Source organism: Neptuniibacter pectenicola (assembly GCF_001597735.1).
Classification (GTDB): domain Bacteria; phylum Pseudomonadota; class Gammaproteobacteria; order Pseudomonadales; family Balneatricaceae; genus Neptuniibacter; species Neptuniibacter pectenicola.
Genome location: NZ_LUTS01000008.1, coordinates 59606 through 85313 on the forward strand (window position 1 = coordinate 59606; position 25708 = coordinate 85313).

45 protein-coding genes and 2 tRNA genes are annotated in these 25708 nt (G+C 45.4%); 17 read left to right on the plus strand and 30 right to left on the minus strand.

The window, feature by feature from the left end; genetic code table 11:
• Positions 1–5 precede the first annotated feature (5 nt).
• A complete protein-coding gene (locus tag A3773_RS11440; RefSeq protein WP_067986129.1) occupies positions 6–413 on the plus strand; it encodes a secondary thiamine-phosphate synthase enzyme YjbQ in 408 nt (135 codons plus the stop codon).
• 53 nt (positions 414–466) lie between these two features.
• Here the strand turns inward: A3773_RS11440 and A3773_RS11445 are convergent, their stop codons facing one another.
• The 6 genes from A3773_RS11445 to A3773_RS11470 all read right to left on the minus strand — a co-directional run bounded on the left by A3773_RS11445 (position 467) and on the right by A3773_RS11470 (position 3400).
• Positions 467–1030 carry a chemotaxis protein CheW gene (locus tag A3773_RS11445; protein WP_082800613.1) on the minus strand — a complete coding sequence of 188 codons (564 nt, stop codon included), beginning with the start codon at positions 1028–1030 and terminating at the stop codon, positions 467–469.
• A gap of 203 nt (positions 1031–1233) precedes the next feature.
• On the minus strand, positions 1234–1545 hold the full coding sequence (locus A3773_RS11450; RefSeq protein ID WP_067986131.1) for a TusE/DsrC/DsvC family sulfur relay protein: 312 nt from the start codon (positions 1543–1545) through the stop codon (positions 1234–1236).
• Between the two features lie 3 nt (positions 1546–1548).
• Positions 1549–1845, minus strand: coding sequence for a sulfurtransferase complex subunit TusB (tusB, locus tag A3773_RS11455; protein WP_067986133.1), 297 nt, complete (start codon positions 1843–1845; stop codon positions 1549–1551).
• A gap of 2 nt (positions 1846–1847) precedes the next feature.
• Complete coding sequence (gene tusC, locus A3773_RS11460) at positions 1848–2213, minus strand: sulfurtransferase complex subunit TusC (protein ID WP_067986135.1); 366 nt, start codon at positions 2211–2213, stop codon at positions 1848–1850.
• Positions 2214–2216: 3 nt separating this feature from the next.
• Positions 2217–2609 (minus strand): sulfurtransferase complex subunit TusD, encoded by a 393-nt coding sequence (gene tusD / locus A3773_RS11465; RefSeq protein ID WP_067986137.1) that lies wholly within the window; start codon positions 2607–2609, stop codon positions 2217–2219.
• A gap of 110 nt (positions 2610–2719) precedes the next feature.
• Positions 2720–3400, minus strand: a complete 681-nt coding sequence (locus A3773_RS11470) for a Bax inhibitor-1/YccA family protein (RefSeq protein WP_067986140.1) — start codon at positions 3398–3400, stop codon at positions 2720–2722.
• 130 nt (positions 3401–3530) lie between these two features.
• On the opposite strand from A3773_RS11470, the gene A3773_RS11475 reads away from it, so the two are divergent.
• The 4 genes from A3773_RS11475 to A3773_RS11490 all read left to right on the plus strand — a co-directional run bounded on the left by A3773_RS11475 (position 3531) and on the right by A3773_RS11490 (position 7428).
• Entirely contained in the window at positions 3531–4301 is a 771-nt protein-coding gene (locus A3773_RS11475; protein WP_067986142.1) for a pseudouridine synthase, read from the plus strand.
• A 17-nt stretch (positions 4302–4318) separates the two neighbouring features.
• Positions 4319–5335 carry a thioredoxin family protein gene (locus A3773_RS11480; RefSeq protein ID WP_067986144.1) on the plus strand — a complete coding sequence of 339 codons (1017 nt, stop codon included), beginning with the start codon at positions 4319–4321 and terminating at the stop codon, positions 5333–5335.
• A gap of 104 nt (positions 5336–5439) precedes the next feature.
• On the plus strand, positions 5440–6192 hold the full coding sequence (gene mtnN / locus A3773_RS11485) for a 5'-methylthioadenosine/S-adenosylhomocysteine nucleosidase (protein ID WP_067986146.1): 753 nt from the start codon (positions 5440–5442) through the stop codon (positions 6190–6192).
• Positions 6193–6249: 57 nt separating this feature from the next.
• Positions 6250–7428 (plus strand): pyridoxal-phosphate-dependent aminotransferase family protein, encoded by a 1179-nt coding sequence (locus A3773_RS11490; protein ID WP_067986148.1) that lies wholly within the window; start codon positions 6250–6252, stop codon positions 7426–7428.
• Positions 7429–7498: 70 nt separating this feature from the next.
• On the opposite strand, the gene A3773_RS11495 is transcribed toward A3773_RS11490, so the two are convergent.
• Positions 7499–8020 carry a TlpA disulfide reductase family protein gene (locus A3773_RS11495; RefSeq protein ID WP_067986150.1) on the minus strand — a complete coding sequence of 174 codons (522 nt, stop codon included), beginning with the start codon at positions 8018–8020 and terminating at the stop codon, positions 7499–7501.
• Positions 8021–8215: 195 nt separating this feature from the next.
• On the opposite strand from A3773_RS11495, the gene A3773_RS11500 reads away from it, so the two are divergent.
• Both A3773_RS11500 and A3773_RS18570 read left to right on the plus strand, forming a co-directional pair.
• Positions 8216–9085, plus strand: coding sequence for an NAD(P)-dependent oxidoreductase (locus A3773_RS11500; RefSeq protein ID WP_067986151.1), 870 nt, complete (start codon positions 8216–8218; stop codon positions 9083–9085).
• A 119-nt stretch (positions 9086–9204) separates the two neighbouring features.
• Complete coding sequence (locus A3773_RS18570) at positions 9205–9336, plus strand: hypothetical protein (RefSeq protein ID WP_269454499.1); 132 nt, start codon at positions 9205–9207, stop codon at positions 9334–9336.
• An 86-nt stretch (positions 9337–9422) separates the two neighbouring features.
• Here the strand turns inward: A3773_RS18570 and A3773_RS11505 are convergent, their stop codons facing one another.
• Positions 9423–10226, minus strand: a complete 804-nt coding sequence (locus tag A3773_RS11505; RefSeq protein ID WP_067986152.1) for a DUF1853 family protein — start codon at positions 10224–10226, stop codon at positions 9423–9425.
• A gap of 77 nt (positions 10227–10303) precedes the next feature.
• Here A3773_RS11505 and A3773_RS11510 point away from each other — a divergent pair, with 77 nt between their 5' ends.
• The 5 genes from A3773_RS11510 (at position 10304) to A3773_RS11530 (ending at position 13268) form a co-directional block, all read left to right on the plus strand.
• Positions 10304–10609: an excinuclease ABC subunit C gene (locus A3773_RS11510; RefSeq protein ID WP_067986153.1), complete on the plus strand. Its 306-nt coding sequence runs from the start codon at positions 10304–10306 to the stop codon at positions 10607–10609.
• 2 nt (positions 10610–10611) lie between these two features.
• Positions 10612–12453 (plus strand): excinuclease ABC subunit UvrC, encoded by a 1842-nt coding sequence (uvrC, locus tag A3773_RS11515; RefSeq protein WP_231902198.1) that lies wholly within the window; start codon positions 10612–10614, stop codon positions 12451–12453.
• 6 nt (positions 12454–12459) lie between these two features.
• Positions 12460–13008 carry a CDP-diacylglycerol--glycerol-3-phosphate 3-phosphatidyltransferase gene (gene pgsA / locus A3773_RS11520; RefSeq protein ID WP_067986154.1) on the plus strand — a complete coding sequence of 183 codons (549 nt, stop codon included), beginning with the start codon at positions 12460–12462 and terminating at the stop codon, positions 13006–13008.
• A 90-nt stretch (positions 13009–13098) separates the two neighbouring features.
• Positions 13099–13173 (plus strand) — tRNA-Gly (locus A3773_RS11525).
• A gap of 21 nt (positions 13174–13194) precedes the next feature.
• A tRNA-Cys gene (locus A3773_RS11530) sits at positions 13195–13268 on the plus strand.
• Positions 13269–13435: 167 nt separating this feature from the next.
• Here the strand turns inward: A3773_RS11530 and A3773_RS11535 are convergent.
• From A3773_RS11535 to A3773_RS11615, 20 genes are all read right to left on the minus strand, one after another.
• The gene (locus A3773_RS11535; protein ID WP_067986156.1) at positions 13436–13774 is read right to left on the minus strand and encodes a hypothetical protein; all 339 of its coding nucleotides are present in this window, start codon (positions 13772–13774) and stop codon (positions 13436–13438) included.
• An 87-nt stretch (positions 13775–13861) separates the two neighbouring features.
• Positions 13862–14101, minus strand: a complete 240-nt coding sequence (locus tag A3773_RS11540) for a hypothetical protein (RefSeq protein ID WP_067986157.1) — start codon at positions 14099–14101, stop codon at positions 13862–13864.
• Positions 14102–14179: 78 nt separating this feature from the next.
• Entirely contained in the window at positions 14180–14539 is a 360-nt protein-coding gene (locus A3773_RS11545) for a hypothetical protein (RefSeq protein ID WP_067986158.1), read from the minus strand.
• Positions 14540–14639: 100 nt separating this feature from the next.
• A complete protein-coding gene (locus A3773_RS17820; RefSeq protein WP_156473508.1) occupies positions 14640–14792 on the minus strand; it encodes a hypothetical protein in 153 nt (50 codons plus the stop codon).
• A gap of 67 nt (positions 14793–14859) precedes the next feature.
• On the minus strand, positions 14860–15858 hold the full coding sequence (locus tag A3773_RS11550; protein WP_067986160.1) for a phage integrase central domain-containing protein: 999 nt from the start codon (positions 15856–15858) through the stop codon (positions 14860–14862).
• Position 15859: 1 nt separating this feature from the next.
• Complete coding sequence (locus tag A3773_RS11555) at positions 15860–16093, minus strand: DUF4224 domain-containing protein (RefSeq protein WP_067986163.1); 234 nt, start codon at positions 16091–16093, stop codon at positions 15860–15862.
• A 95-nt stretch (positions 16094–16188) separates the two neighbouring features.
• Complete coding sequence (locus tag A3773_RS17825; RefSeq protein WP_156473509.1) at positions 16189–16353, minus strand: hypothetical protein; 165 nt, start codon at positions 16351–16353, stop codon at positions 16189–16191.
• A gap of 78 nt (positions 16354–16431) precedes the next feature.
• The gene (locus A3773_RS11560; RefSeq protein WP_067986164.1) at positions 16432–16617 is read right to left on the minus strand and encodes a DUF7167 family protein; all 186 of its coding nucleotides are present in this window, start codon (positions 16615–16617) and stop codon (positions 16432–16434) included.
• A 77-nt stretch (positions 16618–16694) separates the two neighbouring features.
• Positions 16695–17078, minus strand: a complete 384-nt coding sequence (locus A3773_RS11565) for a nucleoside triphosphate pyrophosphohydrolase family protein (RefSeq protein ID WP_067986166.1) — start codon at positions 17076–17078, stop codon at positions 16695–16697.
• 337 nt (positions 17079–17415) lie between these two features.
• On the minus strand, positions 17416–17598 hold the full coding sequence (locus A3773_RS11570) for a hypothetical protein (protein ID WP_067986172.1): 183 nt from the start codon (positions 17596–17598) through the stop codon (positions 17416–17418).
• Between the two features lie 53 nt (positions 17599–17651).
• Positions 17652–17777, minus strand: coding sequence for a hypothetical protein (locus A3773_RS18575; protein ID WP_269454500.1), 126 nt, complete (start codon positions 17775–17777; stop codon positions 17652–17654).
• Positions 17778–18078: 301 nt separating this feature from the next.
• Positions 18079–18309 (minus strand): hypothetical protein, encoded by a 231-nt coding sequence (locus tag A3773_RS11580; protein ID WP_067986175.1) that lies wholly within the window; start codon positions 18307–18309, stop codon positions 18079–18081.
• An 81-nt stretch (positions 18310–18390) separates the two neighbouring features.
• Positions 18391–19269: a DNA cytosine methyltransferase gene (locus A3773_RS11585; protein ID WP_067986176.1), complete on the minus strand. Its 879-nt coding sequence runs from the start codon at positions 19267–19269 to the stop codon at positions 18391–18393.
• 249 nt (positions 19270–19518) lie between these two features.
• Entirely contained in the window at positions 19519–19677 is a 159-nt protein-coding gene (locus tag A3773_RS17830) for a hypothetical protein (RefSeq protein WP_156473510.1), read from the minus strand.
• Positions 19674–20213 carry a hypothetical protein gene (locus A3773_RS11595; RefSeq protein WP_067986179.1) on the minus strand — a complete coding sequence of 180 codons (540 nt, stop codon included), beginning with the start codon at positions 20211–20213 and terminating at the stop codon, positions 19674–19676. The genes A3773_RS17830 and A3773_RS11595 overlap by 4 nt, the downstream gene beginning before the upstream one ends.
• Entirely contained in the window at positions 20206–20748 is a 543-nt protein-coding gene (locus tag A3773_RS18360; protein WP_231902199.1) for a hypothetical protein, read from the minus strand. The genes A3773_RS11595 and A3773_RS18360 overlap by 8 nt, the downstream gene beginning before the upstream one ends.
• 10 nt (positions 20749–20758) lie before the next feature.
• Positions 20759–20977, minus strand: coding sequence for a hypothetical protein (locus A3773_RS11605; protein WP_067986181.1), 219 nt, complete (start codon positions 20975–20977; stop codon positions 20759–20761).
• 11 nt (positions 20978–20988) lie between these two features.
• The gene (locus A3773_RS17835; RefSeq protein ID WP_156473511.1) at positions 20989–21144 is read right to left on the minus strand and encodes a hypothetical protein; all 156 of its coding nucleotides are present in this window, start codon (positions 21142–21144) and stop codon (positions 20989–20991) included.
• Entirely contained in the window at positions 21129–21413 is a 285-nt protein-coding gene (locus A3773_RS11610) for a hypothetical protein (RefSeq protein ID WP_067986183.1), read from the minus strand. The genes A3773_RS17835 and A3773_RS11610 overlap by 16 nt, the downstream gene beginning before the upstream one ends.
• On the minus strand, positions 21403–21798 hold the full coding sequence (locus A3773_RS11615) for a helix-turn-helix domain-containing protein (RefSeq protein WP_067986185.1): 396 nt from the start codon (positions 21796–21798) through the stop codon (positions 21403–21405). The genes A3773_RS11610 and A3773_RS11615 overlap by 11 nt, the downstream gene beginning before the upstream one ends.
• A gap of 139 nt (positions 21799–21937) precedes the next feature.
• Between A3773_RS11615 and A3773_RS11620 the strand changes: the two genes are divergently transcribed.
• Positions 21938–22228, plus strand: a complete 291-nt coding sequence (locus A3773_RS11620; protein WP_067986187.1) for a hypothetical protein — start codon at positions 21938–21940, stop codon at positions 22226–22228.
• 6 nt (positions 22229–22234) lie between these two features.
• Here A3773_RS11620 and A3773_RS11625 read toward each other — a convergent pair whose 3' ends face one another.
• Positions 22235–22798 carry a hypothetical protein gene (locus A3773_RS11625; protein WP_067986188.1) on the minus strand — a complete coding sequence of 188 codons (564 nt, stop codon included), beginning with the start codon at positions 22796–22798 and terminating at the stop codon, positions 22235–22237.
• A gap of 179 nt (positions 22799–22977) precedes the next feature.
• Here A3773_RS11625 and A3773_RS11630 point away from each other — a divergent pair, with 179 nt between their 5' ends.
• Positions 22978–23160 carry a hypothetical protein gene (locus tag A3773_RS11630; protein ID WP_067986190.1) on the plus strand — a complete coding sequence of 61 codons (183 nt, stop codon included), beginning with the start codon at positions 22978–22980 and terminating at the stop codon, positions 23158–23160.
• On the opposite strand, the gene A3773_RS11635 is transcribed toward A3773_RS11630, so the two are convergent.
• Positions 23147–23632 (minus strand): helix-turn-helix domain-containing protein, encoded by a 486-nt coding sequence (locus A3773_RS11635; protein WP_067986191.1) that lies wholly within the window; start codon positions 23630–23632, stop codon positions 23147–23149. The genes A3773_RS11630 and A3773_RS11635 overlap by 14 nt on opposite strands.
• A 111-nt stretch (positions 23633–23743) precedes the next feature.
• On the opposite strand from A3773_RS11635, the gene A3773_RS11640 reads away from it, so the two are divergent.
• The 3 genes from A3773_RS11640 to A3773_RS11650 all read left to right on the plus strand — a co-directional run bounded on the left by A3773_RS11640 (position 23744) and on the right by A3773_RS11650 (position 25703).
• Positions 23744–24007 (plus strand): YdaS family helix-turn-helix protein, encoded by a 264-nt coding sequence (locus tag A3773_RS11640; RefSeq protein WP_067986193.1) that lies wholly within the window; start codon positions 23744–23746, stop codon positions 24005–24007.
• Positions 24008–24227: 220 nt separating this feature from the next.
• Positions 24228–24569 (plus strand): hypothetical protein, encoded by a 342-nt coding sequence (locus tag A3773_RS11645; protein WP_067986195.1) that lies wholly within the window; start codon positions 24228–24230, stop codon positions 24567–24569.
• A 189-nt stretch (positions 24570–24758) separates the two neighbouring features.
• On the plus strand, positions 24759–25703 hold the full coding sequence (locus A3773_RS11650; RefSeq protein ID WP_067986196.1) for a DnaT-like ssDNA-binding domain-containing protein: 945 nt from the start codon (positions 24759–24761) through the stop codon (positions 25701–25703).
• The last annotated feature ends 5 nt before the right edge of the window (positions 25704–25708 follow it).

Consider the following 25708-nt stretch of genomic DNA (forward strand, 5'->3'; position numbering starts at 1 on the left):
TTTTTATGGTTGAGATTCTTACTGTTGCCACCCGTCATCAAGGTTTATATGAGTTCACATCAGCGTTAAGCGCGCTAGTTAATCGCTCGCATATGACCGACGGGATCTGCAATTTACTGATTCAGCACACCAGTGCGAGCTTAGTCATTCAGGAAAATGCTGACCCCAGTGCCCAAGACGACCTCGAACGTTGGCTTAATCGGCTCGTACCTGAGGGGGATGCGTTGTATACCCATGTTTTTGAAGGGGCAGATGACATGCCCGCTCACATCAAAGCGGCATTAACCGCGAGTACGCTTTCTATACCGATTAAAAAAGGGCGTTTGTGCTTAGGCACTTGGCAGGGGGTGTATTGTTGGGAGCACAGGCATTTAGGCAGCCAACGACAGATCGCTGTTCATATTGGGGCGTAAAAATAATAAAGGCTGCAATAGCAGCCCTTAAACAGTGTGTAGAGACCGTCTAATTAGGACGGGTCTTCATTGGCATCGAGCGGTGTAATACTTTGCAGCATCTTTAAAAGATCCAGCAAGATAATCAAAATATTGTTGTAGTAACATACACCCATTACAAACCGCTTAGTGGTTTCATCCCCCGTCGCATTTGGCGCACGGTCTATATCTTTTTGCGGCAGGTTAATCACTTCATTCGCGCTGTCTACAACTAAGCCGACAACTTCCTGCTCGTTATATTCAACTACGATGATACGGGTGTCGTCGTCAGGCGTATGGGGCGTAAGGCCAAACATTTGTCGTGTATCAATAACCGTTACTACATTACCGCGAAGGTTGATAATACCCAGAATATAATGGTCTGAACCTGGAACGTGGGTTATTTCGCTGTAGCGTAAAACTTCTTTAACCTGAACAACATCAACACCATATAGCTCATTATCGACCTTGAACATCGCCCACTGATGGTAGACCACTTCTTCTTGGTTGCTGCGTCTGCTCTCGCTTGACTCTTGTTGCTGAAAAGCTTGGTCTGTTTGTAAGCTCCGAAGGTGTTCAGCTGCTGATTCTAAACCCATGGTGTTCTACCCATCCAAATTTACTACAGAAAAGAGCATTTTAAAAAATCACTTTTAAAAAGCGCCTATATTTTTATTCGAGTATCCCATAGCTTGGATACTATTGAAAAGCTTAGAAATATACTTTGTTAAAGCATAGACTAGCCAAGGGAGAGAGGAAATAGCTGATAGGTAAAAACAGGCGGCTTTATTCGTTTTATTGCTTAAAGACAGTTATCAGGTTTTGGAAGGCCGCCGATCTTCGCAATCAATTTTGCCGGGCTACCCGGGAAAAGCTTCATTAAGTATATGCTCTTGCCTTTATCGTTACCTAGCGCCAATGTAACCGCCTTGACTAAAGGACGCATCGCTGGGGACAGTTGATACTGGTGATAAAAGTCACGCACTACGGTGATTATTTCTAAGTGGGCCTCGGTCAAGGTGATACCTTCTGCCGCCGCGATCTCTACCGCTAACTCAGTTGACCACGCGCTAAGGTCGCGTAAAAAACCTTCTTCATCAAATGCTATTGTCATAACTCAATACCAACTAACCACTTTGTCGTGTTCGCAACTTAGCTGCACAAACGCCTTATCGTTCACTAAGGTAAAGGTAGGTGAGAGCCTGTGTGTTAACCCTCGGGCTTGAATGTCCGCTTCGAGTGCCCCTAGCTTGATATCTATAGGAAGCCCCTCAAACAAAGCCTGATGAGCTGACAGTCCAGCATAAACGGCATCCTCAATTAGAAGTATGCCGTCACCTGCGGATAGGCCGTTCAACATTCTATGATATAGGGGGAGGTTGCTCGGCGTTTTGTTAATTACATGTAAAGTCATAATTAAAAGGTCAGTACTGAATCGTTTTGTTGGATAAGTGATGCAATAACGTCACGCTGGATCAGGGTCACAGGCATTGCCAAATCGTTTTCCGTTAAATCATTCTCACTTAAGTCTTCAGCGGTCACATAGATTTGATCAATATCATACATAGGTAACGCGCTTAGCATCGCTTCATGCTTTTTCATCTGAAGCTGTTCAGGTGATTGGTTATTGATCAGCTGATATAAACCATCCCCGACAAACAGAAGTGATACTGGCATCTCAAAGATGGAGCAGGTGAGGGCAAGGTCTAGAGACTCCCTCCCATTACTTGATCCATAGGGCGCTGACTGGTTAATGATTAAGATACTTTTTTTAGCGCTCATCCACTAACTCCCAAAGGTAACGACACGATCGGAAACGGCAATCGCTTCCGCTAACTGCCCGAGCCCTGAAAGCTCAAACCCTGACGCTAGGTTGGCATTTGGCTTTTCATAGCGCTTCGCTTCGTTTTCATCCAGTATGCCGCGTTTAACTGCTGCTGCTATGCAAACGACCAGATCCAAAGCGTGCTCCTCGGCTAAGGCCTGCCATGCGGTTAAAAGATTACTTTCATCTTGTGGTGGCGTGATCTGTTGATTAGCGACCAATACACCATCGCCATAATAAAATATACGGAAGATCTGGTGGCCCTCATCTAATAAGCATTTTGCATAGCGGTATGCGGTTGATGAGGTTTGCGCACTAAATGGCGATGCATGGATAACTAATGAGAATTTCATAATATCTGCAGGCTTAAGGTCTAAGTTAGGTGCTATTTTTTAGCAGCCCTCTAATAAAAAGCCCCGCTATCTTAAAGAAAGCAGGGCTTTTTTTATATAAGTAATGCTAATTAATCATCGCTAAGAAAACCCACAAGGCTAAGCAAGTGAATGAATAAGTTGTAGATGTTTAGGTACAAGCTAACGGTAGCCATAATGTAGTTTGTGTATGTACCATTTACGATGTTGCTTGTGTCGTAAAGGATAAAGCCACACATTAACAATACGACAAGGGCAGAGAAGGCCAAATGCAATGCGCCTAATTGCACGCCGAAAAGCGGCAATACAAACAGCGCAACCATCGTAATAATCGCAACCATCATGCCTGCGGCAAGGAAGCCGCCCATAAAGCTGAAGTCTTTTTTGCTGGTCAGTACGTAAGCGGATAACCCAAAAAAGGTTAACCCTGTCATACCTAACGCGGTCATGACAACCTGGCCACCATTGGCCATCGCTAGGTAGTTATTAATCACTGGACCTAAACCAAAACCCATCATGCCTGTGAAGAGGAAGACAAGCGGAAGGGCTGCGGCGCTGTTTTGCTTCTTATTCAAAATGAATAACATAACAAAGCTCAGTATAAAGCTGCCAAAATATACAATCATAGGTATTTGCAGAAGCATGGAGATGCCGGCGGTGATTGCACTCACTACCATGGTCATTGCCAGCAGCATATAGGTATTTCGAATCACTTTGTTCGTTTGTAAAACTGACTGTTCAGACCGAACATCATAAGTGTTTACGTTACGCATGTTACCCTCGAAGAAATTCTTTGTTTAATATACCACTATATATAAGCCTTTTACTCGGTTTTTCAAGCTCTCTTTACATAGTTTTACGCTCAAGTAGAATCAGCCGTCCTCCAAATAGATGAAAAAATAGATGTGTGACTTAAATATACTCTTCGAAGATGATGACATTATCGCCTTAAATAAGCCGTCAGGCTTGTTGGTTCATCCTAGTTGGATTGCGCCGCGGGGCACGCCAAATCTGGCCTCAATGCTTAAGGTTTACTTTAATGGTGGCAGCCCTTATACCATTCATCGATTAGATCGCCCCACATCGGGTGTGATTTTGTTCGGCAAAAATAAAGAGATCGCACAAAAAATGAATGCGCTCTTTGCTGAGCGCAAGGTTGAAAAAACCTACCTTTGTATGGTGCGCGGCTATACCCCCGATGGAGATGTGATTGATTACGCGCTGAAAGAGGAGCTCGATAAAATTGCAGATAAACACGCCAATAAGGATAAAGAGCCCCAGGAGGCCGTTTCAGACTATCGCCGTTTAGGCACCGTGGAGTTAGATATTCCCGTTGGTCGCTATGAAAAATCCCGTTACTCGCTGGTTGAAGTCAAACCCAAAACTGGCCGTAAGCACCAGATTCGTCGTCACATGAAACATATATTCCACCCCATCATTGGTGATACAAACCATGGGGATAATAAGCATAACAAATCGTTCCGCGAGAATTTTGATCTGCAGCGATTAATGCTAATGGCGTCTACTATTAAGTTTGAACACCCGATAATTCATCAAGTCATGGAGATTACCGCGCCTGTTGATCTCTATACGGATCAGCTATTTACGCAGTTTGGATGGGCTGGTTTATATCCATCAGACAACACACACTTAACGATAAACGCGTTCGATTGAATGCGGGAAGGTGGCACATGTATAAAGGGTTAGTACTCATCACTCTGCTCATGTTAGGGGCGGTTTCGGCTTATGCCGCGGAACCGGGCACCCAAATCATTAACTACTCAGGTAGCGTGATTGAGGAACCTTATTGGTTTAAAGATAGCTTTTTAGATATTGCCGATGATCTGCAGGAAGCGGATGAGGCAGGGAAAAATCTACTGATCTATTTTCATCAGGCGGGTTGCCCATACTGCTACAACATTGTTCAGCAAAGTTTTCTTGATCCTCAATTAGGCCCGTTTATTCAAGCGAATTTCGATGTTATTGCACTTAACCTATGGGGTGACCGCGAAATAACGCTGCCTAATGGTGAGGTGCTAACCGAAAAAGCATTAGCGGTAAAATGGAAGGTGCAATTTACCCCAACACTGTTTTTCTACACCGATAAACCTGAACCTAGTTTAAGAATTGATGGCTACCGCAGTAAAGAGATGCTGGCTAAAGTTATCGATTATGTCATGAGCGGTTCAGAGGGGCAGTATTTAGCGCAAAAGGTTGTACGTAGCGAGGCTAACGCGGCGCTCTACCCATCGCACCGTTTCTCACTATTAAATGAGATATCGCAACTTAAAAGTAGTAAGCCGTTGGCTGTACTTTTTGAGTACCCCGCGTGCGCAGATTGCGAGCAATTACATAAAGCGGTGATTTCACGTAAAGATACGGACCAGCTGCTCGCAAACTATACCGCCTTGCGTGTTGATGTCTCCGATCAAACTCCGCGCTCTTACCTTGCTAATCAGCAACCAATGACGGCTAAACAGTGGGCCGATCATCTTAGTTTAACCTACTTTCCTAGCCTCGTTTTACTGGACGAGAGAAAGCAGGAACGCTTTAGAATAGATAGCTATGTTCAAGCGTTTCATTTTCAGGCGGCATTGGAATATGTCGATCAGAAAATATATCAACGAGAGCCCGAATTTCAGCGCTATATCAATGAACGGGCAGATAATTTACGCAAGACAGAGAAAAAGGTCGTAATCACTGAATAACAAAGGCTTCAAAGCTATTTTTTTGTGTACAGCTATGCTCTAATCCGCCACGGATTATTAACATACTTATATAAAATAAAACGAAACGACGGTAACAGTCTCAAATGAGCACAGATCAAACTATGGCTGATCTGCTTAAGCAGAAAAGCGGTAACGTACGCATCGGTATCATTGGTGCAATGGATGAAGAAGTAAAACTGCTTAAGGCCTCTCTGGAAAACAGAGAAGATCATACCGTTGCCGGTTTTCACATATATACAGGTAAACTGCACGGCAAAGATATTGTGCTATTAAAATCAGGCATTGGTAAAGTGAATGCTGCGATTGGTACAACCATCTTGTTGCAAATGTTTAAGCCTGATTGCGTTATTAATACAGGGTCTGCCGGTGGCTTTGATCCTACGCTGAATGTAGGGGATATCGTTATCTCCTCAGAAGTCCGTCACCATGATGTTGACTTAACGGTGTTTGGTTATGTTTATGGCCAAGTACCTCAGCAGCCCGCTTCGTTCTTACCTGATGAAACCTTAGCCGCTGTGGCGGAGCGTTGTATATCCCGTATGGGTGGGATCAATACTGTGCGTGGGTTAATTGCTACAGGTGATCAATTTATGAACGACTCAGCACGCGTTGAACGCAAGCGCGCTCTTTTTCCGACCATGAAAGCGGTTGAAATGGAAGCGGCAGCGATTGCTCAAGCTTGCTACCAGTTTGCAACGCCGTTTATCGTTATTCGCGCACTGTCTGATATCGCAGGCAAAGAGTCAGGAATCTCCTTCGAGCAGTTTTTAACAACGGCAGCGAAACATTCTGCAGAAATGATCATCGCAATGATTGATGAGTTAGCCGTCAACTGATACAAATAGAGCCTTAATAATTTACTAGCTTTAGCAAGCGTTAAATAAGGCTCTAAAATGACAACTTCTTTCCATCCTCCTGTACGTACACTGATGGGTCCTGGCCCTTCAGATGTTAGTCCTCGTGTGCTTGCCGCTATGGCGCGTCCAACTATTGGCCACCTTGATCCTGAATTCATTCGAATGATGGATGAAGTGAAGGCGATGCTTAAAACATTTTTCAAAACTGATAATGAGTTAACCATGCCCATTTCTGCCCCTGGTTCAGCGGGTATGGAAGCCTGTTTTGTAAACCTGATCGAACCGGGTGATAAAGTTATCGTTTGCCAAAACGGCGTGTTTGGTGGACGCATGAAAGAAAACGTCGTTCGTTTTGGTGGTGAATGCATCCTCGTTGAAGACGAGTGGGGCACGGCGATTAGTGTTGAAAAAGTTAAAGCCGCGTTTGCTGCCCATGACAACATTAAAGCCTTAGCTTTTGTTCACGCTGAAACATCGACAGGCGTACGCTCTGATGCAAAAGCGCTGTGTGAAATCGCACAGGATAATAATGCATTATCGATTGTTGATGCCGTAACCTCGTTAGGTGGCGTTGAGCTTGATGTGGATGGCTGGGGGATCGATGCTATCTATTCTGGCACCCAAAAATGTCTATCATGCCCACCGGGTATCTCGCCTGTTAGCTTTAGTGACAAAGCGGTCGACGTGGTTAAAAACCGTAAAACGCCTGTTCCAAGCTGGTTTTTAGATACCAACCTTGTCATGGGGTACTGGGGTGGCGGCGGTAAGCGTGCGTATCATCATACGGCACCGGTTAACTCACTCTATGCTCTGCATGAATCGTTAGTTATGCTGGAAGAGGAAGGTCTAGAAAATGCGTGGGCACGTCACCAAAAACACCATTTAGCACTACGTGCGGGCTTAGAGACGATGGGCATTGGTTTTCTTGTTGATGAGGCGGACCGTCTACCTCAGCTAAACTCAGTCTATATTCCTGAAGGGGTTGATGATGCCGCTGTTCGTGCAGCGCTGTTGAAAAACTATAACCTTGAAATCGGTGCAGGCTTAGGTGCATTAGCCGGTAAGGTTTGGCGTATAGGTTTAATGGGCTCTGCAGCGACACAGCGTAATGTTATGTTGTGTTTAGATGCGTTAGAAAATACCTTAGCGGGCATGAACGCACCGATCAATACAGGTGTGGCTGCGCAGGCTGCCGCGGCTGTATTTTCTGAATAAAGCGTTGATCACGACATTAAAAAACCGGCCTCATACTAAGGCCGGTTTTTTTATAGTACCCATCTATTATTCAGTCGTTCTCGGCGTTGAGTGCCGCTTGCACAAGCTGGATGGAGGCTGCGCTATCCCAATCCTTACCTCCCAAGGTCCTCGATAATAACTCCCCTTGTTTGTCTAAGAGCAGGGTCATAGGTAGGCCTATTATGCCAAACACCTGATAAGACTTACCCTCTTCATCCAATAAGATAGGAAAGGTGAGTTCAGTATCTAACTCAAGCAAAAAACTCGACACGGCGGTTGAGCTTTCACCTATGTTGATCGCAATGATTTCAAATGGCTGCTCGGAAAAGTGGTTTCTAAGCCTCTGCATCGACGGCATCTCTTTGACGCAGGGTGGGCACCAGGTAGCCCAAAAGTTAAGCAGTAGAATCTTTCCCTTGTAAGCAGAAAGGTCCACCGCTTCATTATCTGTGTTTTGTAGCTCTAAGCGGTAAAGCTCTGATGTTGACGACGTATCGGCATAAGCCGCTGGCGTTAGGCTTAACATTAAAACTAAAAGCGATCTGTAGCCCGCAGAGATGAAGCGTTTCATATGATTACTCAATGTAAATAGAGTATGAATAATAACAAATTAGTGGCAACTGTCTCACCCTATAGCGTTTATCGTTTCATTCTTTATACTCTGATAGATAATAAAGACACATATTGTTTAGACGGTGGAGAAAGGGGTTTCGTTGTTTTATTAAACACTGCCGCATTATGTTAACCAGTAGAGAATAGGATCATTATGAACGTAGCATTCATCGGTTTAGGCGTTATGGGCTACCCTATGGCAGGGCATTTAGCGAAAGCAGGGCATCAGGTTAACGTATATAACCGTACCCAGTCGAAGGCGGCGCGTTGGGCTGAAGAGTATAAAGGAACCTATGCGGAGACACCGGCAGCAGCGGCAGCCGAAGCGGATATTGTGTTCGTATGTGTTGGCAATGATGATGATCTGCGTGAGGTGGTGTGCGGTGAATCGGGCGTGCTTAAAGGGATTGCGGCGGGTTCCGTGCTTGTTGATCACACAACAGCTTCAGCGGATGTCGCCCGAGAGATCAATGCCATTGCCTCGGCGCAAAACGTTGGCTTTCTAGATGCACCTGTATCAGGTGGTCAAGCGGGAGCCGAAAATGGTGTCCTAAGTGTAATGGTGGGTGGGGATGAGGCGTCATTTACCCATGCAGCACCCGTTATTGAAGCTTATGCTAAATCGATCCGCTTACTCGGTGACGTGGGGGCGGGGCAGTTGGCTAAAATGGTTAATCAGATCTGTATCGGTGGGCTCGTGCAAGCGCTGTCAGAAGCGGTCCATTTTGCTAAATGCTCAGGGCTAGATGCTGAACAGGTGTTTGATGTTATTCAGCACGGCGCCGCAGGTTCTTGGCAGATGGCCAACCGCCATCAAACGATGATCAACAATGAGTTCGAATTTGGTTTTGCGGTTGATTGGATGAGAAAAGATTTTAAAATCGTGCTCGATGAAGCGCGAAAGAATGGTGCGCGTTTACCTGTAACTTCGCTGGTTGATCAGTTCTATGCGGATGTGCAGGCCATGGGGGGCGGGCGCCTAGATACCTCTAGCCTGCTAAAACGGTTAGAAACAGAAGACTAAATAACCCTTATTTATAAAGGGTTTTTGTGGGCTATGTGCGGATAGACATCGTCATTTGAAACGATATAATAAGCCCGATACAAAATATTATTACTAAAAAGTATAGCAAGGACCGTTCTATGGATAAGTATAGCTTTATCTCTGTTGCACCAAGCCTAGTGATTGTTGCAGCAATGATTATTGGAACTGTGGTTGGCATTGCAACCCTTAAAAAAGTTATTGCTAAAGACGCTGCAGCTGCAGAAGAATAAGCTCTAATTTTTATCAGGCAGGTTAAGCCGCTTAACCTGCCTGATCTATCCAACCCCTCCCTGTAAGTCTCCTCTATCATCATGAATCACCACAGGTTCGGTACAATAAAGCCCCGATCTACCTCGTTTCCCGTTATTTTATCAAACCGACAAATAAGCTGAGGTCTATCGTAATGACAGATGCCCTTTATAAATTCATGGTAGGTTGCTAGCTTTTCTGGACGAGGGGAGAGCCAATAGGGTTTCTGCAAAACAGCATAGCTAAACTGATCGCTTAGCTTTCGATATTCGTTCTGTCTAATCCACCACCCCTTTTGATGAAGCGGGTTAATCTCGGCGGCTAATTGTAATGTACTGGCCGCTTGATCTAGGTGATAAAACAGATAACCCTGTAGTAGCATAATTTTTTTAGTAGGGTGTATATTGATCGCCTTGCAGGTTGCTTGTCCCGCTGAGGTCTCTGATAATTGTAATTGATGGTCACGCATGCGCTGGTATTTTATCGCTAAACGATCCCGTTTATTTGGGCCGATAAAATCAGAAAGTTGACCGCCATCACCTACACATAAATAGAATTTTATCGCGCACTCTAAGTGAAAATCATACGCGTCTACACGGCCTAAAAAATCATATTCACCGATGGTTATAAGGTTTTCAATTACCTGTATATTTCTTTTTAATTCAATCGGTTGAATTTGTTTATTAATAAGTGAACTTACTAGGTTCTCATAATAAAGACCTAGGCGAGTAGAGGTTGGATTCCCTATGACGGGTTCCACCGAAGAGATCCGTTCTGCGGCGTTAAGCCAATCCACACCGGAGATTACTTTATCGTTATCTACCCCGACAAGAGAAGGGGTTTTAAGTATCCATAGAAGGTCATCTATCATATTAATTATCTAGTTACACAAAGGGGCTGAATCGCTTAAAGTATGCCTTACACCGAATTTTGATTAAGAGAGAAATAATGAGCCGCACAAAACGCAACCAAAAACCGTTAAATGAACAGAATCGAGAGGTTATGCTGTCTGATTCTGATATTAACAATATCATAGTTAATGGTGCTCAAATTTCACTTATGAAACTACGCCGTGCGCGTAGCACTGATGCTCAGCTTTGTTATTACGCAGAAATTGGCGTGTACCTTGAAGTTTCGCTATCGCGAGGCGCGGGTATCACAGAGGAAACACTTAAATCGCTTGAAGAGATCCATCGTATCGCCACCCACGAATACATGGATACCCGTAAACTTGAGGCGATTGCGGATAATTAAACGTGCAGTCAGACAATATAATAGAAGACTTTGACGCTAAAGGCTTTCTTAAGCAGCTTACAACCCGTCCAGGTGTTTACCAGATGTATGATCAGGCGGATCAGTTGCTTTATATCGGTAAAGCCAAAAATTTAAAGAACCGTGTCAGTAGTTATTTTCGGAGCACCGGTTTAAGCATTAAAACCGCGGCCTTAGTGTCAAAGATCGCCGATGTGCGCGTGACGGTGACAAACAGCGAAACTGAAGCCTTACTGCTAGAGCAAAACCTTATTAAGCAGTACAGGCCTCCGTACAATATTCTATTAAGGGATGATAAGTCCTACCCCTATATTTTTATATCGGATAAGCAGGCCTATCCCGCGGTGCAATTCAGTCGTGGCGCCAAGCGCAAAAGCGGGCGCTACTTTGGCCCATTTCCTAGTGGCGGGGCGGTTAGGGATAGTTTAAATCTACTGCAAAAAATCTTTAAAATACGGCAATGTGAAGAGAGTTTCTTTAAAAACCGTTCACGCCCCTGTCTTCAATACCAGATAAAACGCTGCACAGCCCCCTGTGTTGAGGCGATTTCTGAAGCGGCGTACCAAGAAGATATTCGCCATGCTGCCATGTTTTTAGAAGGTAAAAATAGTGCCGTTATGGATGAGGTGGCCAGCCGAATGGAGGCGTCATCACATGATTTAGATTTTGAACAAGCCGCTATCTATCGCGATCAGCTGATTAGTTTGCAGAAGGTTCAAGAGCAGCAGTATGTATCAGGCAAACAGGGTGATGCTGACGTTATCGCATGTGCAATCAAGCCCGGCGGTGTCTGTGTTCATATGCTGTTTGTTCGAGGGGGGCGTATTATTGGCAGCAAAGCCTATCACCCTAAGGTTGCAGTTGAGGAGAATGAATCAGAAGTACTCTCTGCATTTATTGCCCAATGGTACCTGATGGGCGTACGTGACATTCCTGCTTATGTCATAACCTCCCATGAACTCACCGATAAAACCTGTATCGAAGAAGCGTTGGCCTCGGCAAGGGATAAAAAGGTTGTCCTTGCGCATACGGTAAGGGGTGAGCGGGCAGGATGGCAGAAACTGGCTTACACCAATGCAGAGCAGCAGCTGAATAGCTTTTTGGCAAATAAAAAGAATATCTACAACCGCTATTTAGAGCTGCAAGAGCTATTAGGGCTTGAAGAGGTTCCTCAGCGGTTAGAGTGCTTTGATATAAGCCATAGCTCAGGGGAGGCGACAGTCGCCTCCTGTGTCGTATTTGATCGTAACGGGCCGTTAAAAAGTGATTATCGTCATTTTAATATCGAGGGTATTACCCCGGGTGATGACTACGCCGCTATGCATCAAGCCTTGCTTAGACGTTACACTCGATTGAAAAAAGGTGAGGGCAAGCTGCCGGACCTACTGATAATTGATGGCGGTAAAGGGCAGGTGACACAAGCGATGGAAGTGCTAGACGAACTATCGATTAACGAAGTACTGGTGATCGGTATCGCCAAAGGCCCTACACGTAAAGCCGGCTTTGAAGTGCTTATCTCCGGTGAGACCGGCGAAGAAACCGTGCTGGAAAGTGATTCCGCCGCTTTGCATTTAATGCAACATATTAGAGATGAGGCTCACCGTTTTGCCATTACAGGTCATCGGGCAAGACGAGGCAAAGCGCGCAAAAAATCAGTTTTAGAAGATATTCCAGGGGTTGGCCCCAAAAGACGGCGTGAAATACTACGTCATTTCGGTGGAATACAAGAAGTTGAGCGTGCGAGTATTGAAGAAATTGCAAAAGTCTCTACCATAAGCCAGACCATAGCCGAAGAGATTTACTCGGCACTTCATCCTGATGTATAAGAATTGATGAAAATACCTAATATACTGACAAGCTTACGCATTCTACTGATCCCTGTATTTGTGCTCGTTTATTATTTACCGTATGAATGGGCACCGATGGCAACGGGGTGTGTTTTCGCCGTGGCAGGCTTTACGGACTGGCTCGATGGCTATTTAGCCCGAAAGCTAGACCAAACCTCGCCCTTTGGCGCATTCTTAGATCCGGTAGCGGATAAATTAATGGTCGCCATATCGCTCGCCTTGTTAGTAGAAGGCTATGCGAATTGGTGGATTACCATCCCCGCCGTTATTATTATTGGCCGAGAGATCGTTATATCAGCTTTACGCGAGTGGATGGCGGAGGTGGGTAAACGCTCAAATGTTGCTGTTTCCTACATTGGTAAGGTCAAAACAGCCTTGCAAATGCTAGCGATAATGCTGATGATCGTTACTGAGCCTTACACAATGGTATCTTGGGCTGGGATTGCCGCATTATACATTGCGGCGATTTTAACTTTATGGTCTATGTATCAGTACCTTAGGGCAGCTTGGCCTGCATTATCTGAAGAGATGTAAGTGGTTAATAATTAAGCAGAATTTTTTTCTCGTAACAGTGTTGACTTATAATAGAGGAACTCTATAATACGCACCACTTGTTACAGCAGAGCGGGAATAGCTCAGTGGTAGAGCACAACCTTGCCAAGGTTGGGGTCGCGAGTTCGAACCTCGTTTCCCGCTCCAAATGCTAGATCAGGTTTTAGAGGCGCGGTGGCAGAGTGGTCATGCAGCGGACTGCAACTCCGTGTACGCCGGTTCGATTCCGACCCGCGCCTCCATTAAAATCAAGCACTTATCTAAGTGCTTTTTTTATATCCGAATACTTCCGAATAAAATACCGAATATACAGTGCTTAGTTTTGCTTGTGGCATGTGTATTGTTTGATACATAAATAACACTACGTTCATCGGTACAGCTCGTAACCTCGCAGACGTTGAACTACCTGTTATAAACACGGTAGCTTCTGCACTGGTTTCAGCGTGATAGCACACTCAGTCAATTTTTTATGCTCGCGTTCTTCATGGCTATATACCGTGGCAGGCACAACAAAAGATGGTTCGTCGCCGAATGGCTTTTCTTTTATTTCGACCTCTGCAACCAATTTCCCTTCGGAAACTTCAGCGCTGAAAACTCTGCCTATTACTCTATCGCGGTTAAAATCTACTGTTACGGGTACACCCTCGGCAGTGCTCGCCATTCTTTCTAGATCGGAGACAGAAAAAGCCATCTGTTTACCCCAGTTCTCGAATGGATCTGTTGTTGCAATAGTGACCTTTAATCTCATGTTTCGTATCCTCAATGTGTTTATAACAACCCAAGCCAGCAGGAATTTTTACTCGCTTTCGCTCTTAAAAATCCTCTGCTTGCCAGGTTATGTGTATCTTTGTTCATATTCTGATAACTGCTGAACTGTTAACTCAATAGATTCGTAATCATCATCAGTCATTTCTTGTTCTTTTTGGCACTCAGGGTATGTGCATTGCTTATACCCTTCATTTTCAAAAAACTCCCAGTCGTGATCGCATTGCTTTTGAACGTCTTCTAGCTCTTCACAATTACTTTGATCTTTGCAGGGAATGTATACGTCACGCTGACATCTTGAGCAGCCCATAATCTCTCCAAGTTAAGAACACATAACAATCGGCTATAGGCTCGACTGTCGTTGCACTCCATCGGCTAAGCCGTTGGGTTATAACTCTTTCCGCGCTTGAAACTCGCCCTCAAATATCACTGAGCTATCAGCGGTCACAGATAGTCGCGCCAGTACTCTAGCCAGTTCATCAGGCCGGTAATCTATCAGGCCGCGATTCAGCTCTCTGTTTATCGCATTCCTGAAATAGCTCACATCAACCCCGTAGCGGTTTTTGCCATTCTCTGCTGGCGGCACACAGTCAGCCTTACGCTGTATCGGTCGGGAATACTCTGTCACGTGGCGCTGGTACTCTAGGTTCAAATCCTGAATCGTGAACCACGTTTCATCAGCGCCAAAGCAGCGGTCGCCAACTTTTATCTCCTCGCCTAAATTTAAATCTCGCCAATACTCGGCCATTTTCAAAACCTCTTAAAATCCCGTTATAACAATCAGTAGCAGCGGGTCGTCATTACGCTGCGCTTCATTCCTCACCGCTGTCCTGCGGGTTATCTTTGGGTTATTTGTCTGGCAGCCATAGCCATCCATTAAAGTAATCACTCCACCAAATCATCTCGCCACGTTTCCGAAGCTTCACTGATCTGGCCCGATTAAGCACAAGTCTTGCCTTCTTGTCGGCAAGCAAATTAAATTCTTCTTGTTCAGTTTTCATAGCTATCCAAATAATAAGGCGTTAAATACTGGCTTGCTTAGCGAAAGATATATGTATTAGGCTCATGTTAGTCATGTGTTTTTACGATAGGTATTTTCCTATCGTACACCTGGACCTGGGCGGTTGTTTTGTGGCCTGAGATTTGTTGCTTATCGTAAGGGTTGCCGTCAATGTCAGATATTGATTTTGCTTTTATATCGTGAAATGTGAAGTCGAAGCTTAGTTCTGGGTTTGCTTTTACTGCTTTTTCTTTTGCGGCGGCGTACCAGTGCCGTAGGCGGTTGCCTGATATTTTTTGTGCTTTTGCGTCTGCTAGTACCCAGTTAATGCTGTGTATTGCGCTTTGTCTTCTTGCTATTTCGATGGCTGAGCGGAGGCGTGGAGTCCAAGCTTTTATTTGAACTTTGCCTGTTTTTCCTTGCTTTATTAGTATGCCTTCGTTTAGCAGCTGCGCTGGAGTTAGCGCTAATACATCGCCTTGACGTGCTGCACAGCAATAGCTTATTTCCATTGCTGCGTACAGAAGCGGCGGTGCTTGTTGTAGTACTGCGGTGTATTCTTGATCTGTAATGTATCTATCGCGGCTTTTTTCTGTGAATTTTGGAACGCCTTTGCAGGGGTTTACTGTGATTTTGCCGCGTGCGTAGGCCCAGCTGAAGACTTTACTCATAAAGCTATGTTCGCGGTTTGCTTGGACCTTGCTTTTTGTGCCTCGTATATCCATGTATTGCTGTATCATGGCGGGCCGTATAGCTTCTGCTGACATTTTACCGAACACCGGCATTATGACGTTTGCATTGCGGGTGTAGTCTTTTTGTGTTCGCGGGGCGAGGTCGAAGAAAGCGGGGGAGGATAGGAACTCTGTAACGAGGTGTTCCATTGATCCGTCACGCATTTCAAGATTGCGCTGCTCTTCTGTATAGCGATCCCAGACGCGTTTGCGGGTTGCTCCGATTGGGCATAGTTTTATGCACTGGCCTGTTTTAGTCCTGAACTCATACGCTGATTTGCCCTGATATACACGCGGAGGCATCCATTCCGATCCGGCTTTTCTTCTGCGACCCATGTTAATTACTTACCATGCTGAGCGCCCTGAAATCCGGCGCTGTACTGTGTTTTGATTGATCAACCTGCTGGTGGTACGGGTTGTATATGTGATGAGGTGTAACCCGCAGTCGTCCATCGGTAGGTCTGACTATGTAAAATATGCCGTGCTTATCGAGCACCTGCCGCTGCTTAGCAGGCTGGCTATAGCCTGTCAGGTCTTCCAGCTGCTTATCTGTTAAAAATTCAATGCTCATATCGAAACACCATATTTTGTTTAGTCGTTTTGTATAACACTACGTTCATCGGTACAGCTCGTAACCTCGCAGACGTTGAACTGCTTGTTATGGCGCTAGTCGTCTACGTTCTGAACTTGGGCGGCTATATCCTCAAGCGCGGACATGACATCATCGCTTGTGTCGCCTTCGCTGATCGTAGTGCTGACAAAATTGCTGTTGTCAAAAACCATATACAATTCGCCGTCTTCGTTAATGCCTATTTTTGTCAATGTCTGCATTTCCATTCACCTCCGCGCCATAACAATGCATTAAATTCGAGCCTCGTTTCACTCGTCCAAATTACCGCTGGGTTATATTCACTCAACCAACTCTGCACTACCGTCAATATGATTGTTTGACCAGTCCCGCCAGTAGTCGCTGATTAAATCTTCTCGCTGTTCATCTGTTTCGCACTCACTCCATTCAGTCTCATCAATGTCGATGATGTCTTCCTGAGTCGCATTAACTAAACCGATATTTAAACTTACTTTAATTTGTGGCATAGCGCCCTCCGTAAATATAACAGTGCAATCAATCCGACTGCTCGCTGCTCTCGCGCGTTTTATCGCTGGGTTATTCGTCAGTTGCAGTCACATTCAGTGATTGGCATGTCGCAATCGCCGCAGCAGCGCTCACGATCTTGATTATCTGTCTGCCTATAGTCTGGGAATAAGTGCTTGTTATGGTGCAGATACCGAGGAATGCTAAATATCTTGTCAGTAAATCCCTGACCAATAGCATCATCATCAACGTCACCGCTTTCTAGCATTAAGTACTTGGCTGCTGAAACATCACCCAACTCTTTTTCAAGCAGCGATCTATTGTTGGGACCACCGTTAGGGTGGCAACTATCAAACCCGTGACGCTGAATTTTTCCAATCACTTGTATTACTTCGGCGCACTCTTCTGCGAGTATGCTGAGGCGCTCTGCTTCGGCTGGCGTTAGCTTGTTAAAGTGTCCCATTCATCACCTCCGACGAATAATAAATATTTAAAAGAGGATGCCTTCGGCACCCGTTAAAAACCGGGTTAGGCGCTGCAATAAATAATTGCTAGCGTCAATAAAAAAACTGCTATCGCTATACCTCTTATAATGTCTATAGCAAATGGATTTTGCGGCTCAGATGGGATGTTTTCAGTTGTTGGCGGTGGACAACTACAGGGTTGGTATCCCATTCCATTCATCCCGTTAAAACCTTTCTTGCAGCTATCGCACTTCATTTCTAACTCCTGTCGCCCAACAACCAGTAGCAGCGGATCGTCATTACGCTGCGCTTCATTCCTCACCGCTGTCCTGCGGGTTATAAACCTTCGTCCAAATATTGCTGCAAAACCTCAATTGTCAGCTTTGCCAGCTCTGGCGTCATAGGCTGTCCCGTCCACTGAAAACCGTTACGCATAGTCAGTAATTGCGTGTCGTAATCATCCTTTGTTAACTTGGCCTTAATCTTTCCATTCTCTCTTACAATTTCTTTCGTGTTCATACTGGCTCCTTGTCGGATTGTTCGCCTGCGGCTCTCAACCGCAAATTTAAAGGTTATGGCGCTACCTGCCCAAGCTCAACAGAGTAGGCGGCATACTTGTTAACCTTCTGCTTTTTGTTCTGAATGTGGACACCGTCAATTTGGAACCAAAAATCGAACTCATCATTCAACATGTCCACTATCGCAGCCCAGTTAGCTTGGGGTTATTTGGTTAGTCGCAACCACGCCCAAACTACGCTAAACAGTACAGATGCAAACCCAATCAATGCGATATGCATCATTATTCCAATCTTCACTGCTTCCACGTAAGTTGTCATGTGTCCAACCATCGCGTCACCTATTAACGGCATCACGCAAGTCAAATAAAAAATCACCACAATAGTCCACGCCAGTAAGTCCATAAATCACCTCATAACAATGTAAATCACGGCGATTCACTGCACGCCGCTTCGCTTGTTTCGTTCCCGCGTGTTTACGGGGTTATACGTATAGAGGCTTTCCAAGTGGTTGAAGCTCGTCATAATCACAACCATCACATCTAGCTACCGCTCTGTACTTTTCAATTACCCCCTCATCGTCTGCTATCTCAATACCATTACAGTCAGCACCTATAGTTATCTCGGTCTCTAGCTCTTCATCATTAAGCTCGCTAATAACTTTCAGGCCTGAAAATTCAGCTAAATCAATAATCTCTTGCACCGTTAAATACATATATCTCTCCGTAGTTAGTAGCCGTATAACAATCGGCTTTAGGCTCGACTGTCGTTGCACTCCATCGGCTAAGCCGTGGGGTTAGGCCACCTGCGCCATGTATCGTTTCATTTCTCTACCGACCCATTCACCGACCGGAACAGAAACACCGTTCCCGATCTGTCGATAGGCTGACGTGTCAGAGACCGGAAACTGGAAAGAATCCGGTAATCCCTGAAGCCGGGCATACTCTCTGACAGAGTAGGGGCGAACTCCCAAGGGAAAGCGTTTGTCTTTCACCAGTCTGGTGCTTTTGTCCTTTGCATAGTGAGCTACGCAGGTAGGAGAAATATCACCGTTGCCAGGATCAGAAATAATAGGCAGGTCTCTGTACTCACCGTTCATTCTGGCCTTGATTGCTTTTGGCAAAGTAACCTTTGGATCAGCTTCAATAATATCTGTCAGCTTCAAAGGCTTGGTATTCTCTGGCGCTCTGATGCTGAACTGACGACGGGTGCCTACAATGATCAGTCTGTTTCTGCGTTGTGGTAACCATTGCTCAGATTGAATCGGGCAGAATACCTGCACGTAGTAATCAGGCATTTTAGTCATTGCCTCCATAACGATTGGAAACGCCCTCATGCCTGGCACGTTTTCAACGACATAGAATTCAGGTCGGGCGATTGCTAAATGACGAAGAGCATGTAAAAACAATTCATCGCCGGTCCTGGTTTTGTGAATGTCTGCGATGGTTGAATACTTCGTGCACGGGTAGGTAAAAACCATTCCATCACATGAGTCTTGTTCCATTACCAGCTGCTCGGAAATATCAACCTGCTTAATATGATCGCCCAGGTTAAACCGATAGGTATTGCAGGCATCTTTATCCAGCTCAAACGACTGGTTGATTTCAATCCCTGCATTCAATAAGCCGACATCCATTAAACCGGCTCCGCAGAAATAACTATTTACTGTGATCATTCTTTTCCCCAAGTTCGTGCAAATCGCAGCCTACGCTGGGTTATGCGGATGTGCCCGCATCGTATCTAGCACAAATAACAACTTTAAATACTGTTGGATCATCTGCATGTGAATACTGTTTTATTGTCTTCATTTCGCTAAATTCTAACTTGCTGCATTTTCTGTCTAGCTGATGCTTGCATTTAATGCACATGCTGCCTTTCGGGTGATAAATCGTTGCGCCCATCATTGCCTCCTGATAAAGACTTGCTACGCGGCCTTAACGCTCTGAACTGTTGCTAAAGGATAGAGTGTTAGCGCGTGGCGTTGTGCTGCCTGTGCCGCCCCTTGCTTGTTTGCATCCGTTATTAGGTCTATCGTGCCTTTTAGCTTTCTGTTGCTGTAGATGCGGAATGTGTAGCGATTCATTGATCACCCCCTGAAACCACTAGGTCAACGCCTTTGTAGCGGATTTTTTGGAGTGGCTGGTGGCTGTTTTGTATTTTAGCTACCAAGGTCTCGCCGGATGAGCGATGCACCATATAGTCGGCTAATGCTTCGCTGAACAAGTAGTGCAGCTTTGTGTGTTTAAGCCCGTCTTTATCACTAACAAGCACTATAAATTCATCTAATTCAGCACCGTTCGTGTCTGCTTTTAAAAGATGCTTTATGGCTAGCTGTATTTGCTCTCGTAGGTGGCGAATCTTTTTGCCTGCCTCCCATTCTCCGGCATCAAGCTCTAGCGCGTTTAATGCCAGGAATGAGTAAGCCTGCTGCATAAGTGCGCGGCCTCGAAGTTTTGCCACGGCCTCTAGTGTTGTGCTACCACCAGCGTTTCTAACCAGTTTGGATATTTCCGTTAGCATGTCGGCAGCGCGGCGAAGCTTTTGGTTTTCGTGCTCTAACTGGCGAGCGTGCTCGGTTAGCTCGTCATGTGATAGATGGTGTGTGTTTTGTTTAGTCATTATTTATTCCCTGCGCGTGACGCTTCACGCTTAATAATTCTTCTAGTTGTGACGGGTCGCGCTCTATAAGATCCGCCGCATTATGAATGAGGAGGGTTGTTACCTCTTGCCACTCTTCGCATTCGTTAAACGCCACCAGCTTTTCTAGCGCTTCGCTGGTGGACCGGTAAGCCGTAAACTTTAAATCTTGTGCGCCTACTGCCTGAAGATGCGCTTTTTTACGTGCGCGCTCTTGGCGCTTTCGTTCGCGGGCTTGGCGTTTAGTGCGCTCTTGCTTTGTTTCGCTCGGATTCATTTCAACCCCACCAAGGTCTATGACCAGCTGATTTGTTTTATATAAAAGACAGTTAATGCCAGGCTTTCTGTATGTGCTGATAAGCTCAGACCTTCGTATTGATCTAAGTGTTGAGCTGATCTTTTGATGCGTAGTACCGATAAGCCTAGCTAGATCGCTAGCGGTATACTCAGTATTAGGGTCCATATTTGCTAACACCGCTGTCTCTTCCGGTGCGGGCCCAGCTGTCCAGTTATCCATAACGTCACCTTTAGTCAGAAAGGGTTACTCGAACGCCGCTTGATTGATACAGAAGGTCTTCAACCATATTTAGAAGAGCCTGTTTGCCGAACAAGTTAAACTCTCTATAAAGATCTTCTACGCTTACAAGCTTCCCTTCATCGTGCGCCTCTTCTGATAGCGCTTCACACATCTCGTCCATGTAGTCAGAAAGATCGACCTCGACCTCAACTGTTATGTATTTACTCACTGCCTCACTCCTTATAGCTCCTCTAGCCACGGACCTATAGCCTTGGCTACGTCCTGCTTTTTAATGATCGCTTTTGCCGCTACAGCGAGGGTGCAGATTGCCCAACCGCTAAAAAACAGCAATAAAAGTGCAAATAAAAACCCTGATAGGATTAGTGCGTCCTGCATTGTGTGATCTCCTGATCTGGGTTTGTTAGGGGTGAGCCTTTCGCGGCTTCTGCGAGTAGCTCGTTTGTTTTTTTGGCCATGATGTCGGTCCAGCATTGGAGCTCGATCTCTTCCATGACCTCTGGCGAGAAATTAACAAGCGGCGAGGTTGCTATCACTTGGATGTACTCGCTGCCGTTGATGTCTGCGCTTTCTAGGTGCTGGTACGCAATATTGATCTGTATGTCTTCGCCTAGCTGGCGCAGCGTGTATGTTGTGTTATGCAGCATATTCGCGTCCTGTTCTAACTGTGCGCACGCTGGTGGTTGTGCGTGTGCGGGTTCTCATTGCGTTGTCTGTGGTGCCGGCAACTAACCCGCTGGACAGACAGATGATTAGTGATAGGTTTACAGCGGCACTAAATACGCGGGCCATAAAGAGCTTTGCGACAAGCTGTGCGCGGGTATGTGTGTTTGTGCTTTTCATTGCATCAAGTACGTGCTTTTTAGCTGTTCGGCCTGTGCAGCTCATGATTGCGCCGATCTCGTCGTCTGTTTTACCTTCTGCCGCCCATGTTGATGCCTCAGTTTGTCGAGGCGTTAGGCCAAGGAGGTTTGCGCTAAACAGGTTTGCACTGATTGTTGATGCTGTGATGTTGTTTAATGTAGTGGCCATTTCTGTTGCCTCACATCTTTAAGTTGTTTTTAGGTTATTACTTAAAGTGGTAAACGTCAACAACAAAAAGTTGTTTTATTAAAAATAATGGAGGGATATAATATTTAGATCGTTGGATTATTTATTACAGGAGTTGTTTATGAGGATTGTTGCTGGGCTTGTTTGTGTGTTATTGAGTGCGTCGGCTAGTGCTACGTTTTTGTATGCGGAGGACGGTACGCAGATCAGTAAGGGCGACCCTGTCGCTAAGGTTAATATTCATTTAGGGGCTGCGCCTGCTACTAATTATCAGAACGTATGCGTTAAAACCCGTGGGAGTTATTGTAAGGCGTGGGCGAGGGTAGAGACGCGCCAGTACTTTATTGATGGCTATTACTGGACGGTTAATATAATCGACGGGCGCGTTAGTGATATGAAGTGGTCTAGGTAATTTTAATCATCTTTCTATGATGTATAGATCGATCGGTTTGTTTTGTATGGTGTCGAACCAGCAGATGTAGTTCATTCGACGCCATGCACCAAACCCGTTTTGATATAAAACATCGCTACCACCATAACCAATAACAAGGCCATGATAGTTTTTGCCCAGCGCTTTAGGGTTGTAGGCTTTTGGGTAATGACTCCCGTCTAACCACTTTGCTTGATATTTTGCGCTGTCCTCGATCAGTTTATCGCACGTCCATGATGCGCGATTAATACCTGGCATTGAGCTGGCCCAACAATCAAAATCACTTTGGCATTTCTCGCTGTATATTATTTTATTGGCGCCCTGTTTGGTGCTGTCTTTGCTGGCTCGGCTTTCTTCTGCTGCTAATCGTTCCTCAGACTCTTTTAATAGCTGCGCCTGCATCCTCTCTTTGTGTATTTTTGCTTTAGCTTTAGATGCGCATTGCTGCTTTTCTGCAGGGTCTGTGAATGCGTCGCACACCATGAGGTCCCATTTATCAGCATGGGCGTGTGTGGCCAGTAGTAGGGCGGTTGTTAGTATTACTGATCTCATGACGTGCTCCTTGTTTGTTTGAATCCTATGGTTATTTTGTTTGATGTGTCTAGCTAAATTAAGGCTCTGTTATTGTTTCTAGTTTTAAACTATTTTCTTAGTTTGTTTTAATCGCACTAGACGAGTGACGATGGTTTTAAATATACTGTTTATATATACAGTACAGACAGGGACTAAGAATGAGAGCATCGGGAAAGGTTGTTGCATTAGATGTGTCGAGCGCTAAAACGGATATTGCTGAGCGATTAATGAGTGCGTATTTTGACGCGCTATCTATACCAGATTCCGCCAAACGCCATGTTGCGCTGGCTAAGTGGGCTATGAAGGCGGATCGCTATAAACGGCGCTTTATACGCTCATAGCGCTGTCAACATCATCTATCGAATCATTAAGCTCTGCAATTAATTCGTTTGCAGACAGTCCTTTCTCAATATATTCGTCAAACTTCAGCACGGTGGTAGTTGCTAATTCTTTGAACCCATAATTATCCCCAGATATTGCTTTGCCGTTTTCGAGTGTTTCTTTTGCGGCAATGATCGCGCAATACAACAGTTTCTTATCATCGAGTGATAACTGTTTCCTTGTTATGTATGCCGGTGCGCTTTCGCTAATCAGGTGTGGCGATTCTATCCATTCAGGCGTGTTTGTTCCGTACATTAGCCATTCTGGCGAGCAGCCGAACAGGTTTGCGTAGATGTTTATCTTACGCGGGCGCAGGGTTTCGCCTTTTTCTATTTTAAAAATAGCGGTCTGCGAAACCCCTGCTGCTTGAGCAGCGGTCTCTTGCGTGTACCCGGCGTGTTCACGGGCTTTTTTGAATCGTGTCTTTAGCATAGCTCTATTATCACAACATTAGGTTTTACAAACAAAAAACATTAAGTAATATTCCTTGAATAAAACAACTTTAAGTTTTATTATCAGTAAAAACTTAAAGTGGTTATTTGAATGAACAAGATTGAAGCCCTTAAAAAGGCAGTCGATTTAGCTGGTGGACAAGAAGCGCTTGCTGAAAAAGTGACTGCACTCGCTCACAGTGCCAACGCGCTACCACCGCACAAAAAGATAAAGCAGCAGCATGTATTTAACTGGATTCATAGAGAGAAACAGTGCGCAGCTAAATGGGCTGGCTTTGTTTCGTTAGCGGTTAATGGCGGCGTGCCTGCCTCTCTATTGCGGCCCGATCTTTATCCTGTACCACATGAAGTTTAGCAGTGTGCTCTCTATTTGGTATTGCCCGAACGGACACCCTCAGCGAAAGGAGGCTCCTGCCTTCGCTCTTGGCCGATACGTCGGTCCTTTTTTAAGTGCTTTTAGTGAAAGTGGTTAAAAAAGCGAGTAGTGACAAGTCCGTCTGCATGTAGCCCCTTAGCTGGGGCTTTGTTGGTGAAAGCATTTGCTTTTATTCAATCAACCTAAAGGAGTTTGATAAATGCGGAAAAAACGCTTTATCTCAGCATCGATAATTGCAGCTGCTATTGGCTTGTTTTTTTCGATGCCTACCTTTGCAGCAGATTCGGCGTTTGTGCCGGGGATGACTGTTAACACAGAGGTGAAAGTCACTACCTCTGACGCGCTGTCTGCCGGTGAGGCGGCAACAGCTTATAACGATCGAACGATAGGGTCACCGGTCGCGGTTGACGCTGTTGGTGATCAAGTAATGCTGGCGGGCCTTTCTGTTCGGCTTAATCGTGCTGGTGGCGTTGCCTCTCCCTTGTTAGGGGAAGTAATAACCAACTATGCATTACCGCTAAAGGTTGGCTGGCGCAGCTGATAGCGCTTATTTATACAGTCTGAGCACACAGTAAAGCCGACTGACTCCCGTAAGGAGTCCATAACGTAAATCGTATTCTTTTAATTTAAATACGGTGTTGCGTGACAGGCCGGAAACAATGCTGCCTATCTGTGACAGGTCACGGTTTATAACTATGAATTTAATCATCAATAAAAGAGGAGGGGTGTTATGTCGAATTTGCTAATAGCGGAGCCTCCTCTTGTTGTCCTGCCGTCCCTCGCTCGGGCTATCGGTTTAAATGAAGCGCTGGTGCTTCAGCAGATTCATTTTTGGATTGGCCAGTCAGTTAATGAGTATGACGGCCATAAGTGGATGTATAGAACGGATAAGCAGTGGCTTGCTGAGTTTTCGTTTTGGTCTGAAAGCACGCTAAGGCGAGCCGTTGCCAGCCTAAAGAAATCAGGCCTTATTCGCGTTGAGCGGTTGGCGCGTCATTTTGGCGGCAACAGCTTTGATCAGAAAAAGTATTACACGGTGATCTATTCCGCTGTTGATGCGCTGTCTTTAAAGCCTAGCAATCGCGCATCTAGTCAAAATGACCAGATGGAAGAGGATGTTAGCCTTGAGGCCAGTGATTGCGCATATGGTCAAAATGACCAGATGGAAGTAGTCAAAACGAACAACCCATCTAGTCAAAATGACCAGTTCAGATCTAGTCAAAATGACCAGTTCAGATCTAGTCAAAATGACCAGATGTTTACAGAGAATAAAAAAGAGTACTACAGAGAGGAGGGGGAACCTGCGCCAACCGCGCCAGAATCATCGCTTTTTGCGCTTGATTTAAAACCAGCCTCAGCCTTGTCTACCCGAAACGCTTTTCCGATGCACTTTGAGTGGGAGCCCAGTGGGAGCTTTTTTGAGCGCTGCAAGGTGCAGGGTATTCGATTCGATTTGTTTTCTAGTGATGAACAAGAGCAGATCTTGGGCGAGTTTCGTAGCTACTGGGAGGGCAAAGGCACCGAAGAGAATCAAGGTAGCTGGGAGCATAAGCTTTGTAGTCAGGTTAAGCGGAAGTTGATTGAGAAGGCTTCATCAAGCCCCGCTCCCACAAAACAAGATAAGCGCGCCTCGGTTACTGCTGGGGTGATGAACGTAGCTGATACAAGTTGGTGAGGTGT